This window comes from Micromonospora carbonacea (genome assembly GCF_014205165.1).
In the GTDB taxonomy this organism is placed as follows: Bacteria; Actinomycetota; Actinomycetes; order Mycobacteriales; family Micromonosporaceae; genus Micromonospora; species Micromonospora carbonacea.
On sequence record NZ_JACHMZ010000001.1, the window covers coordinates 2,231,796 to 2,257,298 of the forward strand.

Sequence of the window (25,503 nt, forward strand, 5' to 3'; positions counted from 1 at the left end):
CTTGGTCGTCTTGAAGGATCGACGCGATGGCCGTCTCTCATCTACGCAACACGCCCAACACGGGCAAGTCGTACACCACTTCCGTGGACGCAACCTGCCAGGGCGGGTAGTGCGCGGGCACGTCTCGCCACGGTGATCCGGTCCGGACCCGCCACCGGATGCCGTCGATGATCAGTCTCATGGTCCATCTGCGAGGCAGAGCATGACCCGTTCCCGCAGGCAGCAACGGCTCAAGTACCGCCCACTGCACGTCGGTCAGGTCATGTCGCCTCGCTGCCGCTACGCTCGGCACGAGGTCTCCGGTGTGAAGTTCCAGCTTGGTCGCTGAACCAACTACCGAAGACCTCCTCGATTAGCGACCACCGCCACGCCGTCAACCGCTACGAAACACGGCCTAGCCCGCGTAGGCTGCCGTGCCATCTACGTGTCAGTAGCGGGTACCACCGACGGTCACCAAGGGGCACGAACGGTCGCGTTTCCTGCCTTGATCTGGCCCACCAGGACCTCGCAGGCTGGGATCTTCGCTCTTCCAAACTGGCGCTCTGAGGAGGTCAATCAAACAGCCTGCCGAGCAGGGCAATTGGCCGGCTGCCAGAACGTGTCCCTGGGCCAGAGGCAGCCAGTACAGCTCGAAGCGGATCGGTTCGCCGTCGCCGTCGCCGCGCTCCATGGCGATCCACCGGTCCGGAACCTCGGCGCCCTCGACGGACAGGTGGAAGAAGCGCCGCACGTGTACCGCATCGGCGTAGGGCCGCACGTCCCACTCCGTTACGCCGAGGTACCGCTCTATGCGTAGTCCATGCAGGGCGGTTTCCTCGAACGCTTCGCGCAGCACAGCCTGTTCCAGTAGCTCGCCGTCACGAACCGTGCCGGCAGGAACTTGCAGGCCCGATTGATCATACTGTTCGTCGTCGGTTGCTGGCCGTCGACCGCCGATTGCCCTTCCAGATGGACCTGCCGGCGCAGATGAAGCCGACCAGGAGGGGATAGACCGCGCAGCGTTCGACCAGGCCGATCAGGCTGGCTGATGAGCCGGCGATGGCCATGAAGCCGACCAGCGAGAGAAGACCGAAGACCCCGAGGGCGACCATGGCCCGGCCGGTGGTGGTAGCGATTCCGGTCTGTCGGTGCGCGCGCCCGAGAATGATGATCAGTACGTTGCCGCTTACGATGCTGGCCAGGGCGCCCACCGAGTGAAAGTCGATGGCACCGCTGTCGGGCATCTCGCCGGTTCCGTGGAAGAAGGCCAGCAGCACGCCGCCGGCCGCGATCAGGAAGGCGAGGGTGCGCACTGCCCAACGGCGTAGGCCATGCAGGCCTGCGAGCATGGCGGTGCCGCCGAACAGGACGACCCCGAACAGGAAGAATCCGGTGTTCATGACCCATGCCAGCGGCGAGTACATGAGCTGCCCGAATCCCTGCGTGGGGCCGTGCACGCCGAGGTTGCTGATGTAGTTGTAGGTGTAGCTGTAGGGGGGATGCGTCCACGCGGCCGCGGCGATGAACTCCGCGACGAAGAAGACCAGTCCTCCTGCGATGAGCGCGATGCCTGCAGCGGAGCGTTGCCTCTGCTGAGCGTCCACCTGGGCGGGGGTCGCCTTCATGGTTCCTTCTCTCCCGGCATCCCGCCGCTCGTGTCGCTCCCGTCGATCAATTCCCGGTCCGACATCAATACTGTACCGACACCAGTTATGGAGTCAATGCATGTAGCGAGCGGGTCCATTACTCTGTCGGCATGAGCGAGGGGCAGCGACCCGGGCGACGGGAGCGCAAGAAGGCAGCGACCCGGGCATCGATCGTGCAGGCCGCCCAAGAACTGTTCCTCGAACGAGGGTTCGACGCGGTGAGCGTCCGCGAGATCGCCGACCGGGCGGACGTGTCGCCGACCACCGTCTTCACGCACTTCCCGCACAAGGAGGCCCTCGCGTTCGGTGACGAGGAAGTGCGACACGACCGGCTCGTCGCGGCAGTAGCCGACCGACCACCGGACACATCGATCTCCGCCGCGCTCAAGGCGCACTACCTTGCGGAGATCACCGCGCTCGGGTCCGAACTTGAGCGGCCAGTCCTCGCCTTGATGGAACAGACACCCGCCCTGGTCGAGTACGCCGAACGCATGTGGTTCCGCCACGAAGACGCCCTGATCGCGGCGATCATGCGGGAGTTCGGGCTTCCCGAGCCCAGCGACGAGATCCGCTTCTACGTCCGCTTCGCCCTCCAGATACAGCTCAGCGCAACCCGGGCCGCCAACCCGGAGTCCACCATCGACGCAGGTTTCCGGCTGCTCGACGAAGGCTGGCTGCGCTACCAGCGCCAGTTCCACTAGCCGGCGCCGATGGCGCCACTGCCCCGCGTACGCATCTGCCGCGATCCGGGTGGGCAGGCCACGTCCACCGACTACTCATCGTGAGCACCAGACATGTGTCGCCGCGGGGCCGGCGCCGCAACTTCCCTCACGTCACCCCGCCCAGACCTCTGCACATTTGGCGTACCTGGCTCTGCACCGGAACCCGTACGCCGACACGCAGCAGCCCAGCGAATCCATGACCACCACGTCGGCCAAGGGCCTGACCGCCGGGGAGATCCAGGCTCACCTGGCGGAGGTGTATGGCGCCGAGGTGTCGCGGCAGACGATTTGGAGGAGTTGCGCCGGCTGCGGCGGGAGCGCGGAGCTGAAGCGGGCCAATGAGATCCTGAAGGCAGCCTCGGCTTCTTCGCCTCGGAACTCGACCCGACCCGGCGACGGTCGTGACGCTCGTCGACGAGTTACGCGACCGCTTCGGGGTCGAGCCCGTCCTCCGGTCATCGGCGTGGCCGTCTCCACCTACTACGGCTGGCTCACCCAGGCCGCCAACCCGTCACCGCGGCGACGCTAGGACGTGGAACTGGCGGTGGAGATCGCCGAGATCCACCACGTCTCCGGCGGCACCTACGGCAGCCCGAGAGCGCACGCGATGCTGCGCCACCAAGGCCGGCACGTCGGTCGCAAGCGGGTCGAGCGGTTGCTGCGTGACGCCGGCCTGCAAGGCGCGTTCCTGCGCAAGAAGTGGCGCATCCCGTCCACCCGGTCGAACCCGAAGGCGACACCCGCTCCGGACCTGGTCAACCGGCAGTTCACGGCCGCGGCGCCGAACCGGTTGTGAGTCGCCGACGCCACCCGTATCCCCTGCGGCGAACGCGTGTTCTGGCTGGCCGCCGTCCGGGATGTGTTCTCCAACCACATCGTGGGCTGGCGGTGTTCCGACCGCTGCGACACCGACCTGATCCTCGGCGCTGCGGAATACGGCATCTGGTCGCGCGACGTCCGCGACGGCCAACTGATCCACCACTCGGACAGGGGGTCGAACTACACGTCGTTCCGCTTCGCGCAACGCCTGGCGGACAACGGGATCCTGCCGTCGATGGGGTCGGTTGGGGACAGCTATGGCAACGCCCTGATGGAGAGCTTCTGGTCGACGTTGAAGATCGAACTGGTCCACCGCAACTCGTGGCGGACCCGTGACGAGGCCGAGAAGGCGATCTTCGGCTACATCGACGGCTGGCACAACACCCGCCGTATCCAGAGAGACCTCGGCTGGCGATCCACCGACGAGTACGAAACCGCCTGGCACACCCACCAGGCCCGACAGGACCAGACCGCTATCGTTCAGCCTGAGCCCACTGGCACCAGGTCACCAACCCCTCCGGCGAACCGGGGGGAACCTCAACCACCGACACCGCAACCAATAGAGGGCACTGCGTCGGAGTCGGACAGGCCGCATTGGCCAACAGCACGTGCCGGGCCGGCGGTCTCACCCGCCCCGCAACAGGCCGATGGCCCTGGGTGCATTGAAGGATGGTCCCACGGGGGTGCGTGATGCAGGAAGGTTCAGGCGCCTCCGCGTATCCCTCTTCTGCCGAGACGACGTGTGTCTGATCATGCCTTGTCGAGAGTTGTTGATCTGCAAGTGCGGGCGCGTTCGGCAGGTCGAGGAGGCCGCTGGCGGTGCTCAATGTTCAGCGGCGGCTCCAGGCACCGTCCGGGTTTCGGGCAGCCCGCTCGCCTGATTGTGGTTCGGGGACCGCCACCGCGGCCGGATGTGCATTGACCGACCTGAAAATGTCCGGGTTCGCACCCGCATCAACAGGAATCGTGTGGCAGCGGTTGACGGCAAGCCCTACCTTGGGTGCCATCGACCCTGCCACCACTTCGCTGGAGTGCTGATGTCGTTGCCCACTGGACAGGGGTCTCGGGCGCCGGGCCTACGGGCGTTCGTGGCCGCCATTCTTGCCGTCGTTGGCGTGATCAGTTGCGTCCTCGGCTTCGTCCGAAGCGTACGGGATGTAGTGCAGTTCAACGCCGAGATTGGGGACTGCGTAGCCGACGAGGCGGTAGACGACACGCGCATCGTCTCCTGTGAGGATGCGGCTGCGCGCAGGCGAGTGGTGTACCGCGAGATAAGGCCGAGCCCGGTGACAGAGGAGGTTCTCTATGAGACGTGCTCCGGCTCTCCGACAGCCGACTACGTCCTCTGGAAGACCTTCGAGGGCAGCAGAGTGCTGATCATGTGCCTCGAGACCTTGAAACCATAACCGGCCCAAGTGATCGCCTCGCTCGCTTCTGGAGCTGCCAGGCGGGCCAATGCCTGTATTGTCCGGCTGCCGGCTCAGTCTGGTCACCGATCGATAGTCGGCACCGGAGATCCGAAGACTCCTCACCGCACTCGTAGCGGCGGGGGGCGCGCCGGGCGAGGATTGCTGCCACGGCCGGCGGCACGCCGGGCGGGATGTCGCCGGTGGCGCAGCGGCGCACGTACGCGTCGCGGGCGGTCGGGCGGCCGTTGGCCGGTACGGTCATTCCGCATGCCGTGGTGGCCAGCCAGTTGACCAGCCGCATCGCCGCGTAGTCGGCGTCGTGGTGGACGTGGCGTGCGACGAAGTCGCGTTCGGCGGCGGACAGGTCGAATCGGGGCGAGGTGGCCAGTCCGAAGTCGACGAGGTAGATCTGGTCACGGTCGGCCCGGATGTTGCCGAAGTGTCCGTCCATGTGCAGCAGCTCGCGGCGGCGCAGGAACGCCACGATGTCGAACAGTTGCCACTCGAGGGTCTCCGACCTGTCGACCGGTGCGGTCAGCCAGTCGCGTAGCGGTGTGGGGATGTGTTCGCAGAACAGCACGCGGCTGGATGTCGCACGGGCGAGTTCCTCGAAGCGGGTGCGCACAGCGGGGGAACCGCCGAACTGGGCGACGACGGCGTCGATGTCGAGGTGTTCCGCCGCGATGGGCGGGCGGCCGGGTAGCACCCGCCAGTGGTGCAGCAGCGGGAACGACCCCGTCTCGCCGGCGAGAACGCCCTCTGTGACGATCATGTTCGCGGCCAGTTCGCGCCAGGCGCCGAAGCCCGGGCCGGCGAGGCGGTACATGCCGTACTGGCAGTAGGTGGGCAGGTCGAACAGGTTCGCGGTGCTGTGCGGATGGTCCAGCTCCCGATCGGTGATGGGGATCCGCTTGGCGAAGACCGGAACGCCGTGGACGTGGAGCACCGAGGAGTCGCCGCCCACTCCCGTGACGCCGGTGGGCGCGGCCTGCAGCAGCCCTGCCAACTCGGCGTCGCTGATGCCGGCGAGCGAGGCCGCAGTGATCTCATGGCGGAGACGTCGGGCGGTGGGCATCGACGCCATCATGCCAGCGCATCGTGGTCGATCATTCGCACCAGTCCTGCACTGTTTGGCGCCGTCGAGGGCCTGTAGGAGCGGACCCGGTTGCCCGCCCTGCAGGACGACGCTGACCAGTTGTCGGGCGTCGTTGAGGTGGCTGATCGTCGCGGTGGCGGACTCGCGGGCGGCGGTGATGCGCTGCTGCACCGGCGCGAGAGCGGCGATGGTCTCCTGCGCGGCGGCCTGCCGGGGAACCGCTGCGGCGGCCGTGGTCGCCTCCCCGACAGCGGCGGCGAGGCTGCCGAGTCCGCCCTGGATGGTACGGTCCCGGTCGCAGCCTCCGTCGCACCATCGAGATCGCACCCTTCCTCAAGGGAGACGAAGGTCTGCCGATCAAGCTCAATACCACCGTCCGTGCCCTCGGTAGCCGAGGCGATGACCGGACGCGGTCTACCGACCAATAGCTGGGTATCGGTGTGGTGGTGGAGCTTGCTCCACCACCACACACGCACAGCGGCCTTCTTGCGTCTGGGCACCCGGTCGCCGCTTGTGCGCGACCGATGTGGTCTGACCTCTCGATCGGCCCGGGCGCGAGTGCATCGGCCGGCAGGATGCCCGACAGGCGGCGTGGCCCGGCCGGCGTTCATCCTCGATGGCTGGTCGACGTCACTCCTCCGTGCCGGAGGGCAGGGCGGTCAGAGGCCTTGGGGCAGCCGAGGTCGCGTGTCACTCGCCTCGGCCCCCGGCTGTCTCCTCCGGTGGGCTCGGCTGGCCGTCGTTGAGGTACTCGATGTACAGGATCTGCTTCCGGTACTCGAGGTACCTCTGGTTCGTTGGTCGCCGGCTCTCGATGGAGGCGCGCGCTGAGGTGAAGGCGTCTACGAGCCAGTCGACCGCGTTGCCTTCCTTCTCTGCCTCAACGAAGGCTTCGACCTCGATGGTGCCCCCCTGAGCGTCGCTGGAGGTCGCGACGTCAGTGACTCGGGGTGGGTCCTCGGCCGCGAGCATCTCTTCCATGAATCGCTCGGCTTCATCGTGCAGTTCGGCTGCGGATGGGAGCCACCCATCCCGTCCTCGGGCTGCGACTCGTAAGACGACCCTGGCCTCCATTCCTGCGCCATCCCCCTAATGATGTCACCTTGACATGGGCGGGATTCAGCCCACTTCAGCAGCTGGTTCGCGTACCTCTGAGGCTCGGATGGGTTCGGGTGCACCTGTCGGGAGTGCCGGCCGCACGGGGACGGGCACACGACGCCTCGTTCCATCTTTCCCCGCCAGCCTCTGAACCCGCGGAGGTAGAGATCTTCCAATACTTTCTGAACTTCGATCGAAGGGTGGTTGGGGTATCCGTCAGGCCGCGACAAAGTCTTCCTCCCTGGGGCTTCCCCTGTACCAACGACGGCGGGTCCGAGGGGTTGCGTGGAGGTTCCTTTGGCTGCATTCGACGGAGGAGTGTTAAGGGAAATTGAAAGTGGTCCGATTAATCACTATGTGGACATGTGGATCATCGTGCCGCCATTTCTCCATTCCTGGTCGCACACTGTGTGCGACTTTGCGGCGCTCCCGCGAGGATGCAATCGGACTGAATCGCGCGAATCTGGCTAATTCGCCTTTCTCTTATCACCTTGCCTTGATGGTGTCTAGTCATATTCCTCAAGGTGGGAAAGGTGGGGGTGGTAGGTGTCATTTTGGGGAAACATTTCGCCGGTGCCTGACCCGGTCGGCTGCGAGCGTCGCCGGCCGACCCGCGCGGACATCGGTTCAGCGGCGGGGACCGCACGGGTGGCGGCCGGCTTCCGGTTGCTGCTGGGTGAGGGGAGCCGGTCGTGGGGGTGGTGACGGTGGTGGGGTGTCGAAGATCAGGGTGGCGGTGACGAGTCGGTGGTCGGAGGGGTAGGGCTGTCGTGCTGGGACGTGGACTCGGTAGCTGTCGGGGTCGACGTGGGGGCGCATGGTGTCGTTGGCGAGGAGCCAGTCGATGAGCAGGCCGCCGCCGACGTCGATGCCGTCGTTGACGGTGGGGAGCAGAGGCATCTGTGGGTTGGCGGTCCGGGCGAGTTCGGCGAGGGCGTGGAAGCCGCATCCGTCGGTGCGGTGGTGGGTTTCGGGGTCCCAGCGTCCGATGAGGTGGTCGACGGCGTCGGTGTCGGCGGTCCAGGTGCCGTCGGGGTGTCGGCGCGCTTTCTGGGCGCGGGCGCGGTGGCCGGCGGCTGCCCAGTCGCGTTGGGGGAGGTGGGGGCCGGAGGCGGTGCTGTTGAGGTCGCCTCCGACGATGACGGGCATGTCGGTGGTGCCGTAGCGGTCGAGCAGGGCGGCCTGTTGGCGGCGGCGGATGCCGCAGTGGGGGTCCCAGTGGGCGACGGCTGCGGCGAAGGTGGTGCGGCTGTCGGGGGTGCCGGGTGCGCCGGTGTCGCGGATCGCGAAGACGGCGATGTTGCGCTTGTCGGCGAAGACGTGCGGGTCGGCGGGGGCGGGCCAGGAGCGCAGGGTCAGCAGCGTCGGGTCGTAGAGGATGGCGGGTGGCATGGGGCCGTGTGGGTCGTGGCCGAGCACGCCGACGTAGGGGCGGTCGAACCGGTCGGCGAGGAGTTCTGCGGCGTGGTGCAGGGGGCGTTGGCCGTTCTCGTGCCAGGTCTTGGCCTCGCAGAGCAGGATCAGTGCGGGCGGGGCCTGCACGTCGTGGAAGGCGTCCACGAGGGGGCGTAGGTTGCGTTGGCCGTGGCGGAGGCCGCCGGCTTCGAAGTTGAACAACGCGACGGGGATCATGGTTGCTCCGTGGGTGGGGTGCTCTGGTGGGCAGGCGTGGGGCCTGCTGGGGGCGGGTCCGGGGTGCTAGCCCGGCGACGGGCGGTGACCTGGCGGGTACGGGCCCCGCCGGAGGGGATCTCCCACTGCATGCCGATGGCATCGAGCGCGGCGATCTGCCGGTCGGTCAGGGTGCCGGCGCGACGGGCGGCACGTTGCTTGCTGAGCCATTTCGCCAGGTCCACGCCGGGGCCGTCGTGGCCCTTGCGGGGATGTAGATGGCCTTCGCGCTGGTAGTAGGCGGTGGCCGCTGCGAGGTTGCGCTGCCAGGCGGCCTCGCGGAGGGACCAGTGGATGCCCAGTGCTTCCAGGGCGCGGGCCCGCTCGGCACTGAGGGCCCCCTTCTGGTGGTCGACGCGTCGGGCGGAGAGCCAACGGTAGAGGTCGATGCCGTTGACGGTGTGGCCGAAGGGAACGTCGAGGTGGCCGTGTTCGGCGTGGAACCGGCGGGCGGCGGCGTACCCGTCGTGGTGGGCTGCTCGGATGCTCCAGTCGATGCCCAGGGCGTCGAGGTCGGCGACCCGGTCGGTGGGCAGGGTGCCGGCGCGGCGGGCCGCGCGTTGCTGCCACAGCCAGGTGTAGAGGTCGAACCCGTCGAGGACGTGGCCGTGGGGGACGTGCAGGTGTCCGTGCTCGGCGTGGAACCGTCGCGCGTAGGTGAGCCCGCGGGCCCAGATTCCTTCCCGGGGTTCCCAGTGGAAGCCGAGCGCGTTCAGGTAATCGACGCGGTCCTGGGCCAGGCGGCCGGCCTTATGGTCGGCGCGCTGCCGGAAGACCCACCGGTCGAGGCGGACCCCATGCCGGAGGTGACCGGTCGGAACCCGGGTGTGGCCGTGGTCGGCGTGGAAGTCGCGCAGGGCACCGTAGCCGACCATCCAGTCGGGGGTGGTCTCCTCCAGCACCCGCACCGTCAGGTGCCGCAGCAACTGCTCGGACGCGTATCCGTCGGGCAGGCGGACCAGCAGCCGCGGCGGCAACTCCGCGGCCCCGGTGCCGGTGTGGGCGCGTTGGAGGTCGAGGTCGGCCGCCAGAGCGCTGTCGTGGGCCCGCAACGCCCGCAGCGTCTGCAGCAGGGTCGCCCAGCGGGTCATGGTCCCGGTCAGGTCGGAGGTCATGTCGGCGGGGTCGTCCGGCAGCAGCACCGGAAGCAGGATGGTGGCGATGCCGGACCCGGCCGGATTGCGGCGCACCGCCCGCCCCACCACCTGGACGACGTCCACGGGGGATTCCTTCGGTGCGGTGAGCACGATCGCGTCCACGGCGGGCACGTCCACGCCCTCGCCCAGGCACCGCGCGTTGGACAGCACCGTCCATCCGTCCTCGGGCGGGTCGGCCAGCCGTCGCAGGTGCAGGCGCCGCTGGGTGATGCTCTGGGTGCCGTCGACGTGTCCCACCGTCAGCCGGCCCTTCGGCCGTTCGCCGGCAGGCAGCGACTGCACGGCGGCCGGCAGTGTGCGGGCGAACTCCCGGCTGGCCTGCACCCGGGGCGTGAACACCAATATCCGCCGGAGACCGAACTCCGCCGCGGCCCGGATCAGGGCGGTCTGCACCACCACCGTCCGCAACGGCGCGGCCCGCGCATCGACCACCGCGGCCGGGTCCAGATCCCGCAGCATCTCCAACGCCTGCGCGGACGTGACCCCGATGGCGAGGACCCGGTAGTCGTCCAGCCAGCCGTCACTGATGGCCTGCGCGAACGAGTACGTGTAGCAGACGGGCCCGAACACCGCCGTCTCATCCATCGACAGCACGTCGTCACCGTCGCCGCCGGTGCGGAGCCTGGCCGGCAGCAGCCGGGGCGTGGCCGACATGTACAGCCGCCGCCGCGCCGGCAGATGCTCGTCACGGTGCACCAGCGCACCGTGCTTGCCCGCCCAACCGGCCGTGTGGTGCGCCTCGTCCACGATCAGCAGGTCGGCGGCCACCCCGGCGACGTTCAGGCCCCTGCCCACGGTGTCCGCCGACCGGTGCGTGACCAGCACCAGACTCAACCCCGACGCCGCATCGTGCTGCCTCGCCCACCCGGCGATCTGCGCCGCGTCGGTGGTCACCGGGCAGGTCAGGTCCACCACCCGCACCGCTTCGTCGGCGACACCGCCGTCGCCGCACACCGCCAGCACCCGGGCGGCCGCACCCGCCCGGACCCACACGTTCAATGTCTGGGCCAGCAGGGTCAGCGACGGCACGGCCACCACCACCAGCCCTGAGGGACACAGCCGGACCCCCGCGTGCACAGCCACGATCGACTTCCCGCTGCCGCAGGCCGCCCGTACCTGACCACGTCCGCCGTCCGTCAGCGCCGCGACCACCGCGTCGACGGCCTCCCGCTGGTAGCCGCGCAGCGTCGGCATCGGCGTCATCAGCGGGTACGCCGGTCGACGCGCGACAGCCGGCCGTGCGCGGCGGACGGCGCACAGGCCGAGGCGGACCGGAGGACTGCGTGGTGGAGACGCCGGGGGTGGGAAAGCAAGGGTGTGCTCCTGGATCAGGGTGGGTGGGGCGGCGGCTGTCGACGTCGACTCGTTCGCCTGGAGAGACCGGTCATCCGGTGTCGGGTTGGACATCCCACAGGGGAAGCGGAGCCCGAGCGCGTCGAGGGGCGGTGGAGGCGTGGCCGGAATGCCTCGGGGCCGGGCGGCCGCGAGGAGGTGGACGCGGTGTCACCGCAGCGGGGCCGCCTTGCGGCGCGTGGTGGTGTCCTCCCGTCGGGAGAACCTGGTGCCGCCGGTTGGTTCTACGGCGGGTGAAGTGGGGCGGGTGAAGGTTTCGGCGAGGTGGAGGTGGTCGGCGGGGATACCGGCGAGGGGGAGTCGGTGGCGGGCGTGGTCGATGAGTGCGGGTGGGCCGGCGACGTGGACGTGGTGGCTGGGCCGGTAGTGGTCGAGGACGGCGGTGAGCACGTCACCCTGGGCGGCCGGGTCGACGAGGGGGTCGTCGGTGAAGGTGGGTCTGATGGTCAGCCACTCGTGGTGAGTCGTCTGGAGGGTGTCGAGGGTGATGCTGTCGTAGAGGTCTTCGAGGGTGCGGGCACCGACGATGAGGGTGACCCGCCGCTGCCGGCCGTTGGCGGCGCCGGTGGTGGTGAGGTGCTCGACGATGGCGCGAAGGGGCGCCAGGCCGGTGCCGCCAGCGGCGAGGAGAAGGTCACCGTGGTGGTCGGGGTCGAGGGTGAGTCCGGCGTGGTAGGGCGGGCCGAGCCACACGTACTCCCCGACGGCGGCGTGGTGGGTGAGAAGCGGTGAGACGGGTCCGTCGGGGACAGCGCGGACGTGGAGCTCGATGGTGCCGTCGGGGCGGGGTGCGTTGGCGGGGGAGTACCACCTCCAAGTGCCGGGTCGGTGGGGTGTGGTGACGGGGAGGGCCTGGCCGGGTTCGTAGTGCAGGCGGCGGCGGGGACGCAGGGTGAGCACAGTGGTGGTGTCGGTTGCCGGGTCGCGGCCGATGATCTGCGCGGGGGTCCACGGGAGTGTGGTGGTGAGGCGGTGGGCGGCGCGGTGGATGAGGCTGAGGACGTGGTGGCCGTGACGGCGCCACTGTTCGGCGATCGTGGACGTCCAAGTGGTGGGCGCGTAGCGGACGATGGTGGCGGTGAGGGCGTCAACGAGCGTCTGGTGGTGGTAGGGCTGCAGGCCCAGGTGCCGGTAGGTGGGGGCGAACGCGGCGAGCAGGGCGGTGCGCCCCGCGTGGTTGTCACCACCGGCGATCAGGTGACCGACGGTGGCCAGGAACGTTTGTGCATCACGTTCGGGCAGCAGCCTCATCCGTCGGTCAGCCAGGAGGGACGAGAAGTGGTCGGTGGCGCGGCGCAGGTGGGGTGTGACGTCGGCCCAGGATGCGCGGAGGTCGGCTGGATAGGCGGCGGGCGGTGTCACGAGACCGGCTCCTTGGCGCTGATCGGAATGCTGGGTCGGTGGCGTGGTAGCCGTAAGTGGCGTGGTAGCCGTAAGGGCGCGTGTCGCTGGCGGTGACGCGTCGTGGTCCTTCCAGCGGGCAGGGCGGCTCGGCAGCCGGTGATGTTGCGGCGGCTGCGGGACGGACTGATCACCGCCGTTCCCCGGGGGACGGTGAGAGAGCGGGTCAGCGGTAGGTGGCGGTGGCGAGGTCGCCGATGCTGGCGTCGACCGCGGCGGTGATGTCCCGTACGGGTCGGTGGTGCTGGTTGGCGATGGTGGTGAGGCGTGTGGTCAGGGTGGTGGGGTCGTTGTCGAGGTACAGGTGGGTGGTCAGGCCGAGGACGGCGACGAGGCCGGCGAGTGCGGCGGTGTGGTCGTTGGGTTGTTCGCGACCCTGGGCGAGGTAGCAGAGTCGGGCGCGGGGCACGACGGACCACTTGCAGTGGGTGGGTAGGTAGGTGTGGCGGTGGGTGATGCCGGCGAGGCGTCGTTGGCGGTGTGGGCGCAGGATTCCGGTGGCGACGAGTCCGGCGCGGGTGCGGTCGTAGAGGTCGACGGCGAAGTGCCGCAGCCAGGTCCGCAGGGGTGGGGCGGTGCGGGTGGGGTGCAGTGAGGTGAGGGCGGCGTCGGCGATGAGGTCGCCGACGGGTCGGTCGGTGCGCAGGCGCAGCCGTTGGCCGGGCACGGGGCTGGTGGGGTCGGGTGGGTCGACGGTGACCCGTGCGGCGAGGTGCAGGTCGATCAGGACGGCGCCGGCGAGGCCGAGGGCGAGGGCCCGGCGGTGTACGTGCAGGCGGCCGGTGTCGTCGTCGTGGGCGAGCATGAACAGCTCGTCGCGCAGCGGCAGGTGGGGGATCGTGGTCACTGGTCGGCTCCTACCGTGTTTCGGCGGCGAGCCGCCGTAGCCGGCGGTGCGCGTCCTGGTAGGCGTGCGCGGGTGTGGGGAGCAGGGCTTTGTCGATGGCGGCGAGGATCGTGTAGTTGGGGTCGCAGACGTTGCCGACGGGTGCGCGGCCGGCCTGGGACACGAGTTGGTAGGCGTCGAGGGTGTCCAGGCCGGTCAGGGTGCTGGTCCAGCCGACGAGGTCGTGGTGGGCGATGCGGTAGGCGTCCTCCAGGGGGCGGGCGCAGCCGACCGACATGAGTGAGGTGTCGGTCTCCAGCCGCGGCCAGGGTGTCGTCACGCCTTTGACGACCTCGACGAGGAGGGTGGTGACGGTGGCGATCTCCACGGCGGCGCCGCAGGCCTCGCCTTCGCCCTGGCGGGCGTGTCCGTCGCCGAGGGCGAGCATCGCCCCGTGCACGTTGACCCCGAGGAAGAGGGTGACACCGGCGCGTAGCTGCGGGGTGTCGAGGTTCCCGCCGTGGGAGTCGGGCACGAGCGTGGAGCGGGCCTCGAATCCTGTGGGTGCGACGCCGATCGTGCCGATCATCGGCTCCAGTGGCAGATTCACCGTGTGGTCGCTGCTCGTGGCCTGGAACCGTACGGTGCGGGCCTGCTGGTCGATCCCGTACACCCACACCCGTTCGGGCAGCGGGGGTTGCAGGGTGGCGGTGCGGGAGGTCGAGGTCAGCGCCCCGAAGTGCGGGAACGTCGTCGACACCCCCCAGTCCGTGGCGGGGGTGATCGCGGCGATGTGCACGGCGAGGGTGTCGCCGGGCTCGGCGTCCTCGACGAAGAACGGCCCGGACACCGGGTTCAGGTACGGCATGCGGCACACCCGCGACGGCAGGTCCGCCGGGCCCCGCACCAGCCCACCGAAGCAGTCCTGCGTGAACACCTCCAGCACGTCCCCGCAGCGGACGTGGGCGACGGGCAGACGCGCGCCGAAGGTGTGCGCCAGTTCCCCCGGGCCCGGCCGGTACACGATCCGGTCCATGCCGGTCACACCCGCTCCAGGTCACTGCCGGCCGGGCGGGCCGGCACCAGGCCGGACAGCACGGGACGCCGACCGGTGGCGTACAGGCAGGCGAGGACCACCAGCCCCACCGCGAGCCACGCCAACCCGGCCCGCTGGGCGGCGATGTTCGCATGCACCACCACGTAGGCCAGGACCGTGAAGCCCAGCACCGGCATGACCAGGTGCGCCCACCAGTTACGGCTACGCCGACGGACGAGGTGGTGCACCACCACCGACACGTGCAACACCAGGAACGCCACCATCGCCCCGAAGTTGACCAGCGACGACAACACCGTCACCCCGTCCGCCCGACCCGCCATGTACAAGCCCAGCACCAGGGACACCACACCGGTGAGCAGGGTCGCGTTGACCGGCACACCCCGCCGGGGCGACACCCGCGCCAGGAACCCGGGCAACTGCCGGTCCCGCGCCATGGCGTAGAGCAGCCGGCTCGTCGCGACCTGAGCCACCATCGAGTTCGGCAACCCCCACGCGACCGCCGTCGCCACCGCGCACACCGTCGCCAACCAACCCTCGCCCGCGACCCGCGCCACGTCGTAGAACGCCGTCCCCGCCGGATCACCCTCGGCCAACAGCCGGCCCGGGTCGGCGACGAGCATCGCCGCCAGCCACGTCTGCCCGACGAACAACACCCCCGCCAGGATCAGGACCGCCGCCATCGCCCGCCCGACCTGCCGGGGCCCGCCCCTGCTCTCCTCGGCGAGCATGGAGATGCCGTCGAACCCCAGGAACGACAACACCGCGATCGACACCGCCCCGGCCACCACCGACCAGCCGAACGTGTCGGAGTCGTAGAACGCCCCCCAGCTCAACCGGCCCTTGCCCGCGGCGAGGGCACCGGCCGCGACGACCAGGAACACCGCCAACACCAGCAGCTCACCGACCAGCATGACCCGCGTGACCAACGCCGTCATCCGGATCCCGACCGAGTTGACCACCGTGTTCACCACCACGAAGCCCAGCAGCCAACACCACACCGGCACCGACGGCACACTCGCGTGCATCGCCACCGACGCCACCAGATACAACAGGCCCGGCACCAGCACGTAGTCCAGCAGGATCACCCACCCCGCCAGGAACCCCACCGGCGCGCCGATCCCACGCCCCGCGTAGTTGTAGACGCTGCCCGACATCGGAAACGCCCGCACCATCTGCGCGTACGAGAACGCGGTGAACACCAACGCCACCACACCCACCACGTACGCCAACGCCACCATCCCACCCGACCCCGCGTACACACTCCCGAAGATCGCCATCGGCGCGATCGGCACCATGTACACCAGCCCGTACGCCACCAGATCCCGGAACCTCAGCCCTCTGGCCAGTTCCTGCCGATAGCCGTAGCGGCCCAACTCGTTCTGCTCATGCATCAGCGAGCCTCTCCATGTCGATCAACTGGCGTGTGCCCGACGTCGTGCGCCGGTCATGGTCGAGCGGTCTGTGGTGCGCCGCCGTCATCGCCTGCCGCCGGAGGTTGTGGAGGGGGCCACCGTCGGAAGCAGGTGCCGTGAGCAGGCGTTCCGCGTCGTGTTCGAGGGTGCCGTCCGCAGCGGGGAAGATCGACCCCAGCTGGTGGGGACCTTCGACCTACCGTTACTCCCCGGATCACGGGGAGTAGCGTGTCGATGGCTTCCGTCACGGCGACGGTGATCGCTAACGTGCTACCGACGGTCGGCCTGGTGGCGGTCACTTTCGGAGGCAGGGATGGCGAGGAGCGCGCGCAGTTTCCAGCGGGAGGCCGACGAGCTGCGGGCCAGCGGATGGACGTACCGGCGGATCGCCTCGCACTGGCGGCAGCGGTACCGCATCAACCCGAGGGTGGCGTTCCGCCTCGCCCATGGCCTCACGCAGGCCGACGTGGCGCGCCGCTGGAACGAGCAGTGGCCCGACGCGGACGCGCCTAAGACCGCCAAGCAGATCTCGTACTGGGAGATCTGGCCGGGCCCGGCGGGCCGGGCACCGTCGCTGGACACGCTGAACAAGCTGGCGTTCCTCTACCACTGCGCCGCCGGCGACCTGCTCGGCGGCGAGGACCACAGCCACCTCGATGCGGAGGCCCTCCGGGCGGGCACACCGGAAGCGCCGGCCAGCCGGTCCACCAGCGAACGTGCCACCGGCGTTCCGCTGCCCTCCGGCGCCGTCCTGACACGGGTCACCGAGCGGGTGGTCGAGGATCTGGAGATCCTGACCGACACCTACCGGCATCTCGACTATCGGGAGGGCTCCGGCAAGGTGAGCGCGGATGTCGGCGCCCACCTGTACCGCATGCTGGAGGTCAGCAACCGCACGACGAGCACTGGCACCCACCGCCGGCTGCTACGCGCTGCCGCCGATGCAGCCCAACTCGCCGCCTGGCTCGCCATCGATGCCCAGCGCTACCAGCAGGCGCACGGGTACTGCCGCCTCACCATCTCGCTCGCGGAGAAGGCGGACGACCGGGCCCTGCACTCGTACGGCCTGGGCGTCCTGAGCCAGATCCACCTCCACAACGGGGACGGCCGCACCGCGCTCAGCCTGCTCGGCATCGCCCGGGACGTCGCCGGCCGAGGCGTCCCGGCCGCCGTCAACTCCTGGCTTGGCGAGGCCACCGGGGAGGCGTACGGGCTCCTCGACGAGCCCCACCGGGGGATGACCGCCCTGGCCGGGGCCGAACGGGCCTTCGACGGCGTCAGCATGGACAACACCCCCGCCTGGTTGAGCTTCTTTAACGCCGACTGCCACGCCGCCCGTCTCAAGGGCCGCTGCCTGACCCGGCTGAGCCGCCCCACCGACGCGACCCGGTCGCTCTACGAGGCGCTGACCCTGCTGCCCGCCGACTTCGTGCGGGAGCGCTCCGGCACGTTCATCGACCTCGCCATCGCGTACACGCAGATGAACCAGATCGAACAGGCCTGCCATGCCGCCACCGAGGCCGACGTGCTCGCCCGACGTACCGGATCCGAGCGCAACCGCAAGCGGCTACGCCAACTCCTCGTCGACCTGCTGCCCTGGAGTGGTCTCGACTGCGTGCAGAGCCTGTACCGGCAGGTCCTGATTAACTAGAGCGCGTGCGTACGTCGACCCGCCACGACCCGCTGTGACCCGCCGCTCCTGGATCGACCTCGTCGTCCTGTCCGCCCTCTGGGGCGCGGTATACCCGCTCATCACCGTCGCCCTGCGCGATCTCCCGCCCGCGCTCGTCGTCCTCGGACGCGTGCTGCTCGCCGCGCTGCTGCTGCTTCCCCTCGCGGTACGCCGGGACGCACTCCGCCCCGTCTGGCGAAACCCCCGGGCGATCATCGAGACCGTGCTCGTGCAGTCCACCGCCCCGCTGCTGCTGCTCACCTACGGGCAGCAGTACGTCTCAGCCAGCGTCGCCGGCATCCTTGTCGGCGCACAACCACTGTTCGTCGCGCTCCTCGCCCTCCGGTTCGCACCCGACGAACGCCCGCAGGGCTGGCGGGGCCTGACCGGGATAATCCTCGGCCTGGCCGGGCTGGTCATGCTCTTCGGCGTCGACCTGAGCGGAGGCCGGACGGCGCTGCTCGGCGGCACGCTCATCCTCGCCGCCGCGCTGTGCTACGCCGCCGGCGCCATGATGATCCACCGCCGGTACGCCGAGGCTCCACCTCTCGGCGTCGCCACCTCCGCCATGCTCGTCACCACCGCAGCCGTGGTCGTACCCGCCTCCGTCACAGCCCCCATTCGGCTACCCGGCGTGGACGCGACAGCTGCCCTGCTCGTCCTCGGGATCGTCTGCACCGGCGCGACACTCGCCCTGTTCTACGCACTCATCATCCGCGTCGGCCCCGCCCGCGCGGCACTGGCGTTCTACCTGTCACCCGCCTTCGCCGTCGCCTTCGGCGTGATCTTCCTCCGCGAGCAGATCAGCCTCGCCGCGATCCTCGGGCTCGGCGCGATCGTCGTCGGCTCAGTGCTCGCCGCGCACCACAGCGAGCCGACTCCTCAGCGGACCAAGGAGGCGGATGCTGAACACGGCGACACCGGCCATGAATCCGACTCCGAACTCGGCGACGCTGGGTAGTCCGGCAGCCAGATCACGCGCTATCCGGACCCGCCGGCATCCACCATCCGCCGCCCAAGATTGTGGCGGCGGGACGCCAGACACGCGTGGCGAGATGGCGGCCACCGCTGTCGGCTCATGGGATCCTTTCGGGTCGGGAGGGACGGAATGAGTCGGCGAAGCAAGAAGCGCAGTATCGAGCCAGAGGTGCGGGCTGCCCAGATCAACGCTCAAGCCATCGTGACGAGTGCGGAGATCCAGGCGAAGGGTGTCCGCGGCGCTGCTCGCATCACAGTGGCCGGTGCTGTGATGGGTGCCCTCGTGGCTGGGCTCTGTGTGGTGACGAACACTGCGGTAGCGGCTCTCCCGGGCGTGCTCATACGACCCGAACCAGTGACCACGACTGCGGGTCCGACGCCCGCTCACGCCTCCCGCACGTCGGACTCCGCAGATGCCATGGGGCTGGGCGCTCTTCTTGGAGACCTGCAAGGTCTCGCTCGCACCATTCCGCGTAGCATTGCCGGCTTGGTCCAGGTGAACATCTATGTGATCACGGCGTCCGGCCGTCACCCTGAATGGGATGGTGGTGTTCGTCGGTCAGCCAATGGCCCTGTCTGCTTTGCTCCCCGCCCAAGGGGCAAGGCCGGAACGGATGGCATAGGTGGTTCACGCTGTGCCCGTGAAGTGCCTGTGCCTTGAGTCTGAGTCGTCGCACCCGCGTCGGCCCCATGCGGCGGGCACTGGCGTTCCAGATGTCACCTGCCGCCGCCGTCGCCTTCGGCGTGGCCTTCCTTCGCAGGAAGATCAGCGTCGCCGTGGTCCTCGGGCTCGGCGCGATCGTCGTCAGCTCCGTGCTCGCCGCGCACCGCAGCGGCCCGGCTGCTCCGTAAGTCTCTGCTGGCGCAGGGCACTGGCAGACTTGCGGTGGGGCAGATGTTCGGGCCTGGGGACGATAGTTGGGCCGCTATGATCACCTTTTCCTGCGTGGGTCAAGTTGATACGGGATCGGGCGGGGTCCTGCCGGTGCTGGGAAGTGGAAGGGCCAGCGGAACCACACCTCTGCCACCATGGACCGCAGTACGGATCGGTAAACGATGAATCTCTTCCCTGCCTCCGAACAGTCGCGCCCCTTTGGCGATTGCGACTCCCTGGCCGATAGTCGTGAGCCGGTGTTGATGTCGCTGCACGCGGTGTACTACGACCTGATCTGGGCGGATGAGAGGACCCATGAGTTCCGGAGGCAGTTCCTCAGCGGCCGACCGGTGCGCTGGTACGTGTACTTGAATGCTCCGGTTGCTCGCCTCGGCCCGGTCATCGACCTCGGTCCGGCTGTCGTCGACACACCGCAGCGGATCGCGGCGATCGCGGAGCGGGCCTGTGTCGGTAACGGCGCGTCGGTGCTGGAGTACGTCCGGGACCTGGAGCGGGCCTTCGCCATTCCGATCGAGCGTGTCTCGGAGTATCCGGGTGTTTCGATCGCTGAGCTCAAGGCGGAGCTGGGTGTGTTCCACCCGCCGCAGGGATACGTGAAGTTGCGGAACCATCCCGAGCTGTTGGGCGTCTGCGAGAGTGTCACGGCCGAGTCGCCGGTCCGGGAGATGACCGTCCGGGGCCGGTAACGCCCGCCTGAGTGTCGGCGATCGGGGAGGTGGGGGTCATCGCTCGTCGTCCCATCAAAACCGTCGCCGCTACGCCGTGCCCGGGAGGGGACGGACGTTGGAAAACGTGGTGGAGGCGATCGACCAATGGGCCGCCGGTGGGCACGCCGTGTCATGCCCACCATCGTCAGCGGGTGGGATCTGGGCCGCCAAACCACCAGTCATACCGACCGCAAGACCTTATGTTGCGATCTATAGCAGACCTTTCCTTGCCGAAGCGGTGAAAGATCGCTATCGGCGCGATCTTCACATGTGCACTACCTGTATGCGGCCACGTTTCGGGCCTCATCCCCTCTGGGTCAGCTGTAGCTCCCGCCCAGCCGCGGCGTTGGGCAGGAAGGTTGCTGGAGCACGGAGGCGAGACTCCGCAGGGCGTGCGCGTCGGCGGGCGTAGAGTCGGCGTTGTGGCTGCCCACCCCCGTGAGTCCCCGAGGCCGAGCCCGCCTCCACCCCGGCTGCCGGCGCGCCGAGTGTGGCATCCGAGAGGGCTTTTCGTCTGCCGTCCTGCCTGTTTGACGCCGGGCTGCGCGAGGAGGTGCGCGTGAGGGCGGAGGCCGCCGATGCTCCCATTGCGGCGGCGGACGCGGTGCGGGCATCCGTTAGTTATGACCAGCTTCGAATCTTCGACGGTTCGCTCTATTGGTTGGAGACGCGCCCCGATGCCGGCGGAGCCGCAACCCTGATGCGGTGGCGGCCCGGCGAAGGAACGCGGGACGCGGGTCCCGCGAACTTCCACATCGGCAGCGCGGTGCATGCGTACGGCGGCGGCTCCTTCGCCGTCGTCGACGGCGACCTGTGGTGTGTCGGCGAGGGCGGCCTGTACCGGCGTCGCCGCGGAGATGACGAACTGGAACTGATCAGTCCAGGGGCGATGGGGGACCTGTCCGTCGGTGTGGGCGAGCTGCTGGCCGTGCGGGAGTCCGAGCAGGGTGACGAGCTGGTGGCGGTGGCGCTCACGGGGCCGCCGCAGGTGAGGGTCCTCGCCGAGTCGGCGGGCTTCTTCGGCGCGCCCCGACCAGGGCCGGCCTTGCTGGCGTGGTCGTGGTGGAGCGAGCGGGACATGCCGTGGGATGCCTGCGAGTTGTGGGCGGCGCCCTACGAGCCTGGCGGAGGCATCGGGGATCCCGTGCGGGTCGCGGGCGGGGCAGACGAGTCGGCGGTGGAGCCACGGTGGGGTCCCGACGGCGCGCTCTATTTCATGTCGGACCGCAGTGGCTGGTGGAACCTCTTCCGGTGGAACGGACAGGAGGTCCAGGCCGTCGTCCCCGTCGAGGGTGAGTGCGTGGCGGAGCCCTGGGAACTGGGCTACGCGTCGTATGACTTCCTCGACGACGGACGGATCATGATGGCGGTGCAGCAGGGGCCGCGACACCGCCTGCTCCTCGTCGACCCGTCCGGTGCTGCGACGTCGGTCGAGCTTCCGTACACGTCGATCAAGCCCTACGTGGCGGCGCACGGGACGGCAGTCGCGCTGATCGCCTCGTCACCGACGGTGGCGCCGCAGGTCGCGCTGGTACACCTGGCTGCTGACGGTCCCCGCCTGGAGGTGTTGGCCCGGTCGGAACACGCCCGCCTTGCCGGACTCGCGGTCTCGACGCCGACGGAGCTGCGGGTGCGGGTCGCGGACGACCGCGAGGTCCTGGCCCTGGTGTATCCGCCGACAGGCGCGGGGCCGGGGTGGCGGGCGCCCGTGATCGTCCGTGCGCACCCCGGCCCGACCGCCTCCTGCCTGCTGCGCCTGGACTGGCAGGCGCAGTTCTTCACCAGCCGTGGGTTCGCCGTCGTGGATGTCGACTATCTCGGCAGCACCGGCTACGGGCGGGCGTTCCGCGAGTCGCTGTACGGCCGGTGGGGTGTCGATGACGTCGACGACTGCCGGGCAGTGGCCGAGCACCTGCTGGTAACGGGGCGAGCGGTGCCGGGTGGGGTCTTCATCCGCGGTGCGAGCGCCGGCGGGTACACGGCCCTCCACGCGGCGACGCAGGACGGGCCGTTCGCCGCCGCCACGGCCATCTCGGCGATCGTGGATCCCGACCGGTGGGCGACCACCGTGCCCAGATTCCAGCGCGCCCATGCCCTGCGCCTGCGGAGTGGAGCGGGCCGGGTCCACGCCGACGCGATCCGCCGGCCGGTGCTGCTCGTCCACGGCACCGTCGACGCCGTTGCCACCGTCGACGACGCGCGGGACCTCGCCGCGCAGTTGACCCGCCGCGGCCTGCCACACGAGCTGCTGTTGCTCGACGGCGTCGGTCACTACGTGGCCACCTCCGGACATGCTGGGGCGGCATTGGAGGCTGAGCTGGCCCACTACCGGTCGTGGACGGGCGAGGCCGGCGGGGATCCGGGGTGCTACACCGCTGCCGCTGGCAGCTGATGCCGCACGTAGTCGCCGAACTCGCGGACCTCCGGCTCGCCGCGGTAGGGATCGAGATCGACCTGGACATCGACGATGCGCTGCACGCACCGGTGCGAGGCCGTCCTGGCCGCGTGATCGACGGCCTCCCGCCCGGTCGCACACGCTTCGTCGATACGCCCGGCGGCGGCCAGGGACGAGGCCAGAAGCGCGGTGTCGATGGCGAGCCGGCGGACGTGCGAGGGACTCAGTGAGGTGAGCGCGTCGCCCAGATGATGCTGTGTCTGCTGCGGCCGGCCGAGGTCGTGGAAGGAGTGGGCCAGTTCGTCGGCGAGGTAGGCCGGGGTGAAGTAACGGATCCACTCCGGTTCGTCCTCCGGCCGGCTGCGGGCGAGCTGCTTCTCGGCGACGGAGAGATGGGCTACCGAGTCGGCTTCATGCCCGAGGCGGGCGTGCGCGCGGGCCACCACGGCATGCAGTGCGGCGCGTAGCGCCGGGGTCGCCTGTTCCTCGCACCCCGTGAGCGCGGTGACGGCCATCCGAATCCCGGCCTCGGGATGATTGCAGTGGAGCGCCAGGTGGCCGATGTTGACGGCGAGCAGATACCCGCCGTAGCTCCGGTCGTCGGCTGCCTGCGACAGCCGTAGGGCGCGCAAGTAACGACGCTGGGCCAGTCCGTGCGCGCCTGTGTCCACAGCCTGGTAGCCGCAGAGCTCGAAGAAGCCCGCCGCGAGCGTGTGTAGGCGTCTACCGATCGACTCGGACGCGGGCGTGGCCGCGAGCAGCCGGTTGAGCTCGCCTTCGATGTACCGCTGTACCTGCGCGTGGACCCGGCCGGCACCGTGGGTGTGATCCAACTGCCGGAACACCGTGAGCGCGGTCTCGGCCGATGCGAGTTCGTCCTCGGAGACGGGGCCCGCGGCGTCCCGTCGACCCGGCGTGGGGCGGCTGGGGCCACGGTCGGCGTTCAGCCAGTCCAGTGCGGCCCGATCAAGTACGCCCGGTTGGAAGGGAACCCGCCTGACCAGGTCACCGGGCTCGGTGGACCCGGGCGGAGCCGCGTTCGGCGGGATCACCGGGCTGACCGGATCGGCAGGTGAGGAGGCGGGCCTCATGTTTCGTTCGAGGCCCCGTTTCGTCTCGAGCAACGGCAGCAGCCGCAGTAGAGCCCCGCCTGCGGCCAGTGCCGTGTCGCAGGCCTCGACGAACTGGCGGGACGGGAAGCGGTCCGCTGTTTCTACCCGCCGAACCAGATCGGCGCTGAAGCGGATCTTCGCGCCGAGCCGCGCCTGGGAGAGATTCGCCTGTTCCCGTAGGCGCCGCAGCTCGGCACCGAAGAAGTGACGCTCCGACGCGGACGGCTGGAGCGTCCTCGGGGCCTGGGCCATGACGCCGCCCTCCTCAGGATTCCACCGAACGGTATCGAGCAGCGTAGACCCGTACGCCCGCCGGCACCGTCGTTCGCCGCCGCACACCAGCATGCGCCAGACGTGGGTTCGGCCGCGCGTGGCTCGCCGGGCTCACGCGCATGGCGGTCCCGCGTCGCGCCGCCGTGCCCGTATCCGGGTATGCGGACACGTGGTTCGTCCGCATGGCGTGCGTTCACCCGGCCGCTCGTCCGGGCCAGAGTGTGAGGAGCGACCGACGACGCACCCGGGTTCTCCGGCCCGGTGCAGCCGGCGGTCCGGTCCGCGACGCTGGTGCACCACGACGGAAGGTGCCCGGCACCCGAGAAGAAGGAAGTACCGAGTGATCCAGGTGGCTGACACGCATGACGGTGCCGACCGGGCGGCCGACCTGCGCGCCGTGCTGGTGGACGAGCTGCGCGGCCGAGGCAAGATCGCCACCGCAGCGGTGGAGGCGGCGTTCCGCCGGGTGCCACGTGAGCGGTTCATGCCCGACGGCACCGATCTCACCGTTGCCTACGGGGTCGACAACTCGGTGGTCACCAAACGCGACGAGCACGGCGTGGCGATCTCCTCGGTGTCCGCCGCCTACATCCAGGCGCGGATGCTCGAACAGGCCGAGGTGCGGTCCGGCATGACGGTGCTGGAGGTCGGCTCGGGTGGCCTGAACGCCGCGTACCTCGCCGAGATCGTCGGTCCACAGGGACGGGTCGTCAGCGTCGACATCGACCCGGAGGTCACCGCCCGCGCGACGACGCTGCTGGAACAGAACGGCTACGGCGACCGGGTCCGGGTCCTGGTCGCCGACGCCGAGCACGGTGTGCCGGGCGAGGGTCCCTTCGACGCCGTCATCGTCACGGTGGGCGCCTGGGACATCCCCCCGGCCCTGCTCGACCAACTGCGGAATCCGGGCGTGCTCGTCCTGCCGCTGATCATGAACGGTGTCACGAGGACGATCGGGTTCCGCCGGGCGTCCGAGCGCCTCTCCAGTACGTCGGCGGAGGTCGCCGGTTTCGTGCCGATGCAGGGCGACGGTCGGCACCCCGACCGGGTGTTCCTCCTGCCCGACGGCAACGGGCGTAACGTCCGGCTCTCGTTCGACTCCGGTGCCCCCCGTGAGATCAGCCGGCTCGACGGCGTCCTGGGGACGGAGCGCGTCGAGCGCTGGTCGAGCGTGACGATCGACAACGGCGTCTCGTTCGCCGACCTGCACCTGTGGTTCGCGTGGTTCCTCCCCGGCTTCTGCCGGATCGCCCCGGACGAGGGAACCGGCCTGGCCGCTGAGCGCCGCTGGTTCCCCTTCGGCGTCGTCTCCGGGGCGGGCTTCGCCTACCTGGCCGTGCGCCCGGCTGCCGAGGGCGAGGGGGCGGAGTTCGGCGCCCGCGCCTACGGCCCGGACGGACAGCGAGCCGCTGCCTCCATGGTCGAACAGATCCAGGCCTGGGATCGCGACGGACGCCACACCGAACCGACCTTCCACTACTGGCCCGTCGGCAGCGACCCCTCGCTCATCCCCGCCGACGCCCCCGTCATGGACAAGACGCACGGCGTCGTCACGATCTCCTGGCCCTAGACCAGGTGGTACCACCCAACCCTTCCAGCTGAGGAGAGTGATGTCGATGGCCCCGCCGACTGCGGTCCTCGACGCCCCCACCGCCGACGCCGACGTCGTCACCGACGACGACTTCGTGCTCGACCTGCGGGTCGTCGAGGCCACGACGCCGCTGGTCGTCATGGCGTGCAGCACCAGCGACGGCTGCGGAAGCACCTGCAGCACCAGCGCGTGCAACACCTCGTCGTACGACCCGGCCTGACCGCGCCCACCTAC

The 25,503-nt window shown here is 69.6% G+C and carries 20 protein-coding genes and 3 pseudogenes; 11 read left to right on the forward strand and 12 right to left on the reverse strand.

Features of this window, described 5'->3' with window-relative positions:
- Positions 1–94 precede the first annotated feature (94 nt).
- The 3 genes and pseudogenes from HDA31_RS09910 to HDA31_RS09920 all read right to left on the reverse strand — a co-directional run.
- Positions 95–292 (reverse strand): annotated as a pseudogene (locus HDA31_RS09910) (transposase); the annotation flags it as partial.
- Positions 293–427: 135 nt separating this feature from the next.
- On the reverse strand, positions 428–988 hold the full coding sequence (locus tag HDA31_RS09915) for an NUDIX hydrolase (protein WP_311774384.1): 561 nt from the start codon (positions 986–988) through the stop codon (positions 428–430).
- Positions 897–1,604 (reverse strand): DUF998 domain-containing protein, encoded by a 708-nt coding sequence (locus HDA31_RS09920; RefSeq protein ID WP_178064808.1) that lies wholly within the window; start codon positions 1,602–1,604, stop codon positions 897–899. Before HDA31_RS09920 ends, HDA31_RS09915 begins: the two co-directional genes overlap by 92 nt.
- A gap of 131 nt (positions 1,605–1,735) precedes the next feature.
- Between HDA31_RS09920 and HDA31_RS09925 the strand changes: the two genes are divergently transcribed.
- The 4 genes and pseudogenes from HDA31_RS09925 (at position 1,736) to HDA31_RS09940 (ending at position 4,572) form a co-directional block, all read left to right on the forward strand.
- Positions 1,736–2,326, forward strand: a complete 591-nt coding sequence (locus tag HDA31_RS09925; protein WP_178064809.1) for a TetR/AcrR family transcriptional regulator — start codon at positions 1,736–1,738, stop codon at positions 2,324–2,326.
- A 553-nt stretch (positions 2,327–2,879) separates the two neighbouring features.
- The gene (locus HDA31_RS09930; protein ID WP_184871947.1) at positions 2,880–3,143 is read left to right on the forward strand and encodes an IS3 family transposase; all 264 of its coding nucleotides are present in this window, start codon (positions 2,880–2,882) and stop codon (positions 3,141–3,143) included.
- 15 nt (positions 3,144–3,158) lie between these two features.
- Positions 3,159–3,857 (forward strand): annotated as a pseudogene (locus tag HDA31_RS09935) (transposase); the annotation flags it as partial.
- A 469-nt stretch (positions 3,858–4,326) separates the two neighbouring features.
- Positions 4,327–4,572: a hypothetical protein gene (locus tag HDA31_RS09940; protein ID WP_178064812.1), complete on the forward strand. Its 246-nt coding sequence runs from the start codon at positions 4,327–4,329 to the stop codon at positions 4,570–4,572.
- Here the strand turns inward: HDA31_RS09940 and HDA31_RS32095 are convergent.
- From HDA31_RS32095 to HDA31_RS09980, 8 genes and pseudogenes are all read right to left on the reverse strand, one after another.
- Positions 4,544–5,953: pseudogene (locus HDA31_RS32095) on the reverse strand (DUF6244 family protein); the annotation flags it as partial. The gene HDA31_RS09940 and the pseudogene HDA31_RS32095 sit on opposite strands and share 29 nt — an antisense overlap.
- A 408-nt stretch (positions 5,954–6,361) precedes the next feature.
- Complete coding sequence (locus HDA31_RS09950) at positions 6,362–6,652, reverse strand: hypothetical protein (RefSeq protein ID WP_178064814.1); 291 nt, start codon at positions 6,650–6,652, stop codon at positions 6,362–6,364.
- Between the two features lie 744 nt (positions 6,653–7,396).
- Complete coding sequence (locus HDA31_RS09955; RefSeq protein WP_178064815.1) at positions 7,397–8,401, reverse strand: exonuclease/endonuclease/phosphatase family protein; 1,005 nt, start codon at positions 8,399–8,401, stop codon at positions 7,397–7,399.
- Positions 8,398–10,800: a DEAD/DEAH box helicase gene (locus tag HDA31_RS09960; protein WP_178064816.1), complete on the reverse strand. Its 2,403-nt coding sequence runs from the start codon at positions 10,798–10,800 to the stop codon at positions 8,398–8,400. The genes HDA31_RS09955 and HDA31_RS09960 overlap by 4 nt, the downstream gene beginning before the upstream one ends.
- A gap of 300 nt (positions 10,801–11,100) precedes the next feature.
- Positions 11,101–12,312: an FAD-binding oxidoreductase gene (locus HDA31_RS09965; protein ID WP_178064817.1), complete on the reverse strand. Its 1,212-nt coding sequence runs from the start codon at positions 12,310–12,312 to the stop codon at positions 11,101–11,103.
- 205 nt (positions 12,313–12,517) lie between these two features.
- Complete coding sequence (locus HDA31_RS09970; RefSeq protein WP_178067417.1) at positions 12,518–13,156, reverse strand: GOLPH3/VPS74 family protein; 639 nt, start codon at positions 13,154–13,156, stop codon at positions 12,518–12,520.
- A gap of 52 nt (positions 13,157–13,208) precedes the next feature.
- Positions 13,209–14,222 carry an acetamidase/formamidase family protein gene (locus tag HDA31_RS09975; RefSeq protein WP_178064818.1) on the reverse strand — a complete coding sequence of 338 codons (1,014 nt, stop codon included), beginning with the start codon at positions 14,220–14,222 and terminating at the stop codon, positions 13,209–13,211.
- A complete protein-coding gene (locus tag HDA31_RS09980) occupies positions 14,219–15,625 on the reverse strand; it encodes an APC family permease (protein WP_178064819.1) in 1,407 nt (468 codons plus the stop codon). Before HDA31_RS09980 ends, HDA31_RS09975 begins: the two co-directional genes overlap by 4 nt.
- A gap of 334 nt (positions 15,626–15,959) precedes the next feature.
- Between HDA31_RS09980 and HDA31_RS09985 the strand changes: the two genes are divergently transcribed.
- The 5 genes from HDA31_RS09985 (at position 15,960) to HDA31_RS10005 (ending at position 22,290) form a co-directional block, all read left to right on the forward strand.
- Positions 15,960–17,297 (forward strand): helix-turn-helix transcriptional regulator, encoded by a 1,338-nt coding sequence (locus tag HDA31_RS09985; protein ID WP_178064820.1) that lies wholly within the window; start codon positions 15,960–15,962, stop codon positions 17,295–17,297.
- 34 nt (positions 17,298–17,331) lie between these two features.
- Positions 17,332–18,279 (forward strand): DMT family transporter, encoded by a 948-nt coding sequence (locus HDA31_RS09990; RefSeq protein WP_178064821.1) that lies wholly within the window; start codon positions 17,332–17,334, stop codon positions 18,277–18,279.
- A 707-nt stretch (positions 18,280–18,986) separates the two neighbouring features.
- Positions 18,987–19,148, forward strand: coding sequence for a hypothetical protein (locus tag HDA31_RS09995; RefSeq protein WP_178064822.1), 162 nt, complete (start codon positions 18,987–18,989; stop codon positions 19,146–19,148).
- Between the two features lie 204 nt (positions 19,149–19,352).
- Complete coding sequence (locus HDA31_RS10000; RefSeq protein ID WP_246384630.1) at positions 19,353–19,877, forward strand: hypothetical protein; 525 nt, start codon at positions 19,353–19,355, stop codon at positions 19,875–19,877.
- A 511-nt stretch (positions 19,878–20,388) separates the two neighbouring features.
- Positions 20,389–22,290: a S9 family peptidase gene (locus HDA31_RS10005; RefSeq protein WP_246384631.1), complete on the forward strand. Its 1,902-nt coding sequence runs from the start codon at positions 20,389–20,391 to the stop codon at positions 22,288–22,290.
- Here the strand turns inward: HDA31_RS10005 and HDA31_RS10010 are convergent.
- Positions 22,266–23,657 carry a helix-turn-helix domain-containing protein gene (locus HDA31_RS10010; protein ID WP_178064823.1) on the reverse strand — a complete coding sequence of 464 codons (1,392 nt, stop codon included), beginning with the start codon at positions 23,655–23,657 and terminating at the stop codon, positions 22,266–22,268. The genes HDA31_RS10005 and HDA31_RS10010 overlap by 25 nt on opposite strands.
- 370 nt (positions 23,658–24,027) lie before the next feature.
- Between HDA31_RS10010 and fxlM the strand changes: the two genes are divergently transcribed.
- Both fxlM and HDA31_RS10020 read left to right on the forward strand, forming a co-directional pair.
- Positions 24,028–25,248, forward strand: coding sequence for a methyltransferase, FxLD system (gene fxlM / locus HDA31_RS10015; RefSeq protein WP_246384632.1), 1,221 nt, complete (start codon positions 24,028–24,030; stop codon positions 25,246–25,248).
- A gap of 46 nt (positions 25,249–25,294) precedes the next feature.
- The gene (locus tag HDA31_RS10020; RefSeq protein WP_246383842.1) at positions 25,295–25,489 is read left to right on the forward strand and encodes an FxLD family lanthipeptide; all 195 of its coding nucleotides are present in this window, start codon (positions 25,295–25,297) and stop codon (positions 25,487–25,489) included.
- The last annotated feature ends 14 nt before the right edge of the window (positions 25,490–25,503 follow it).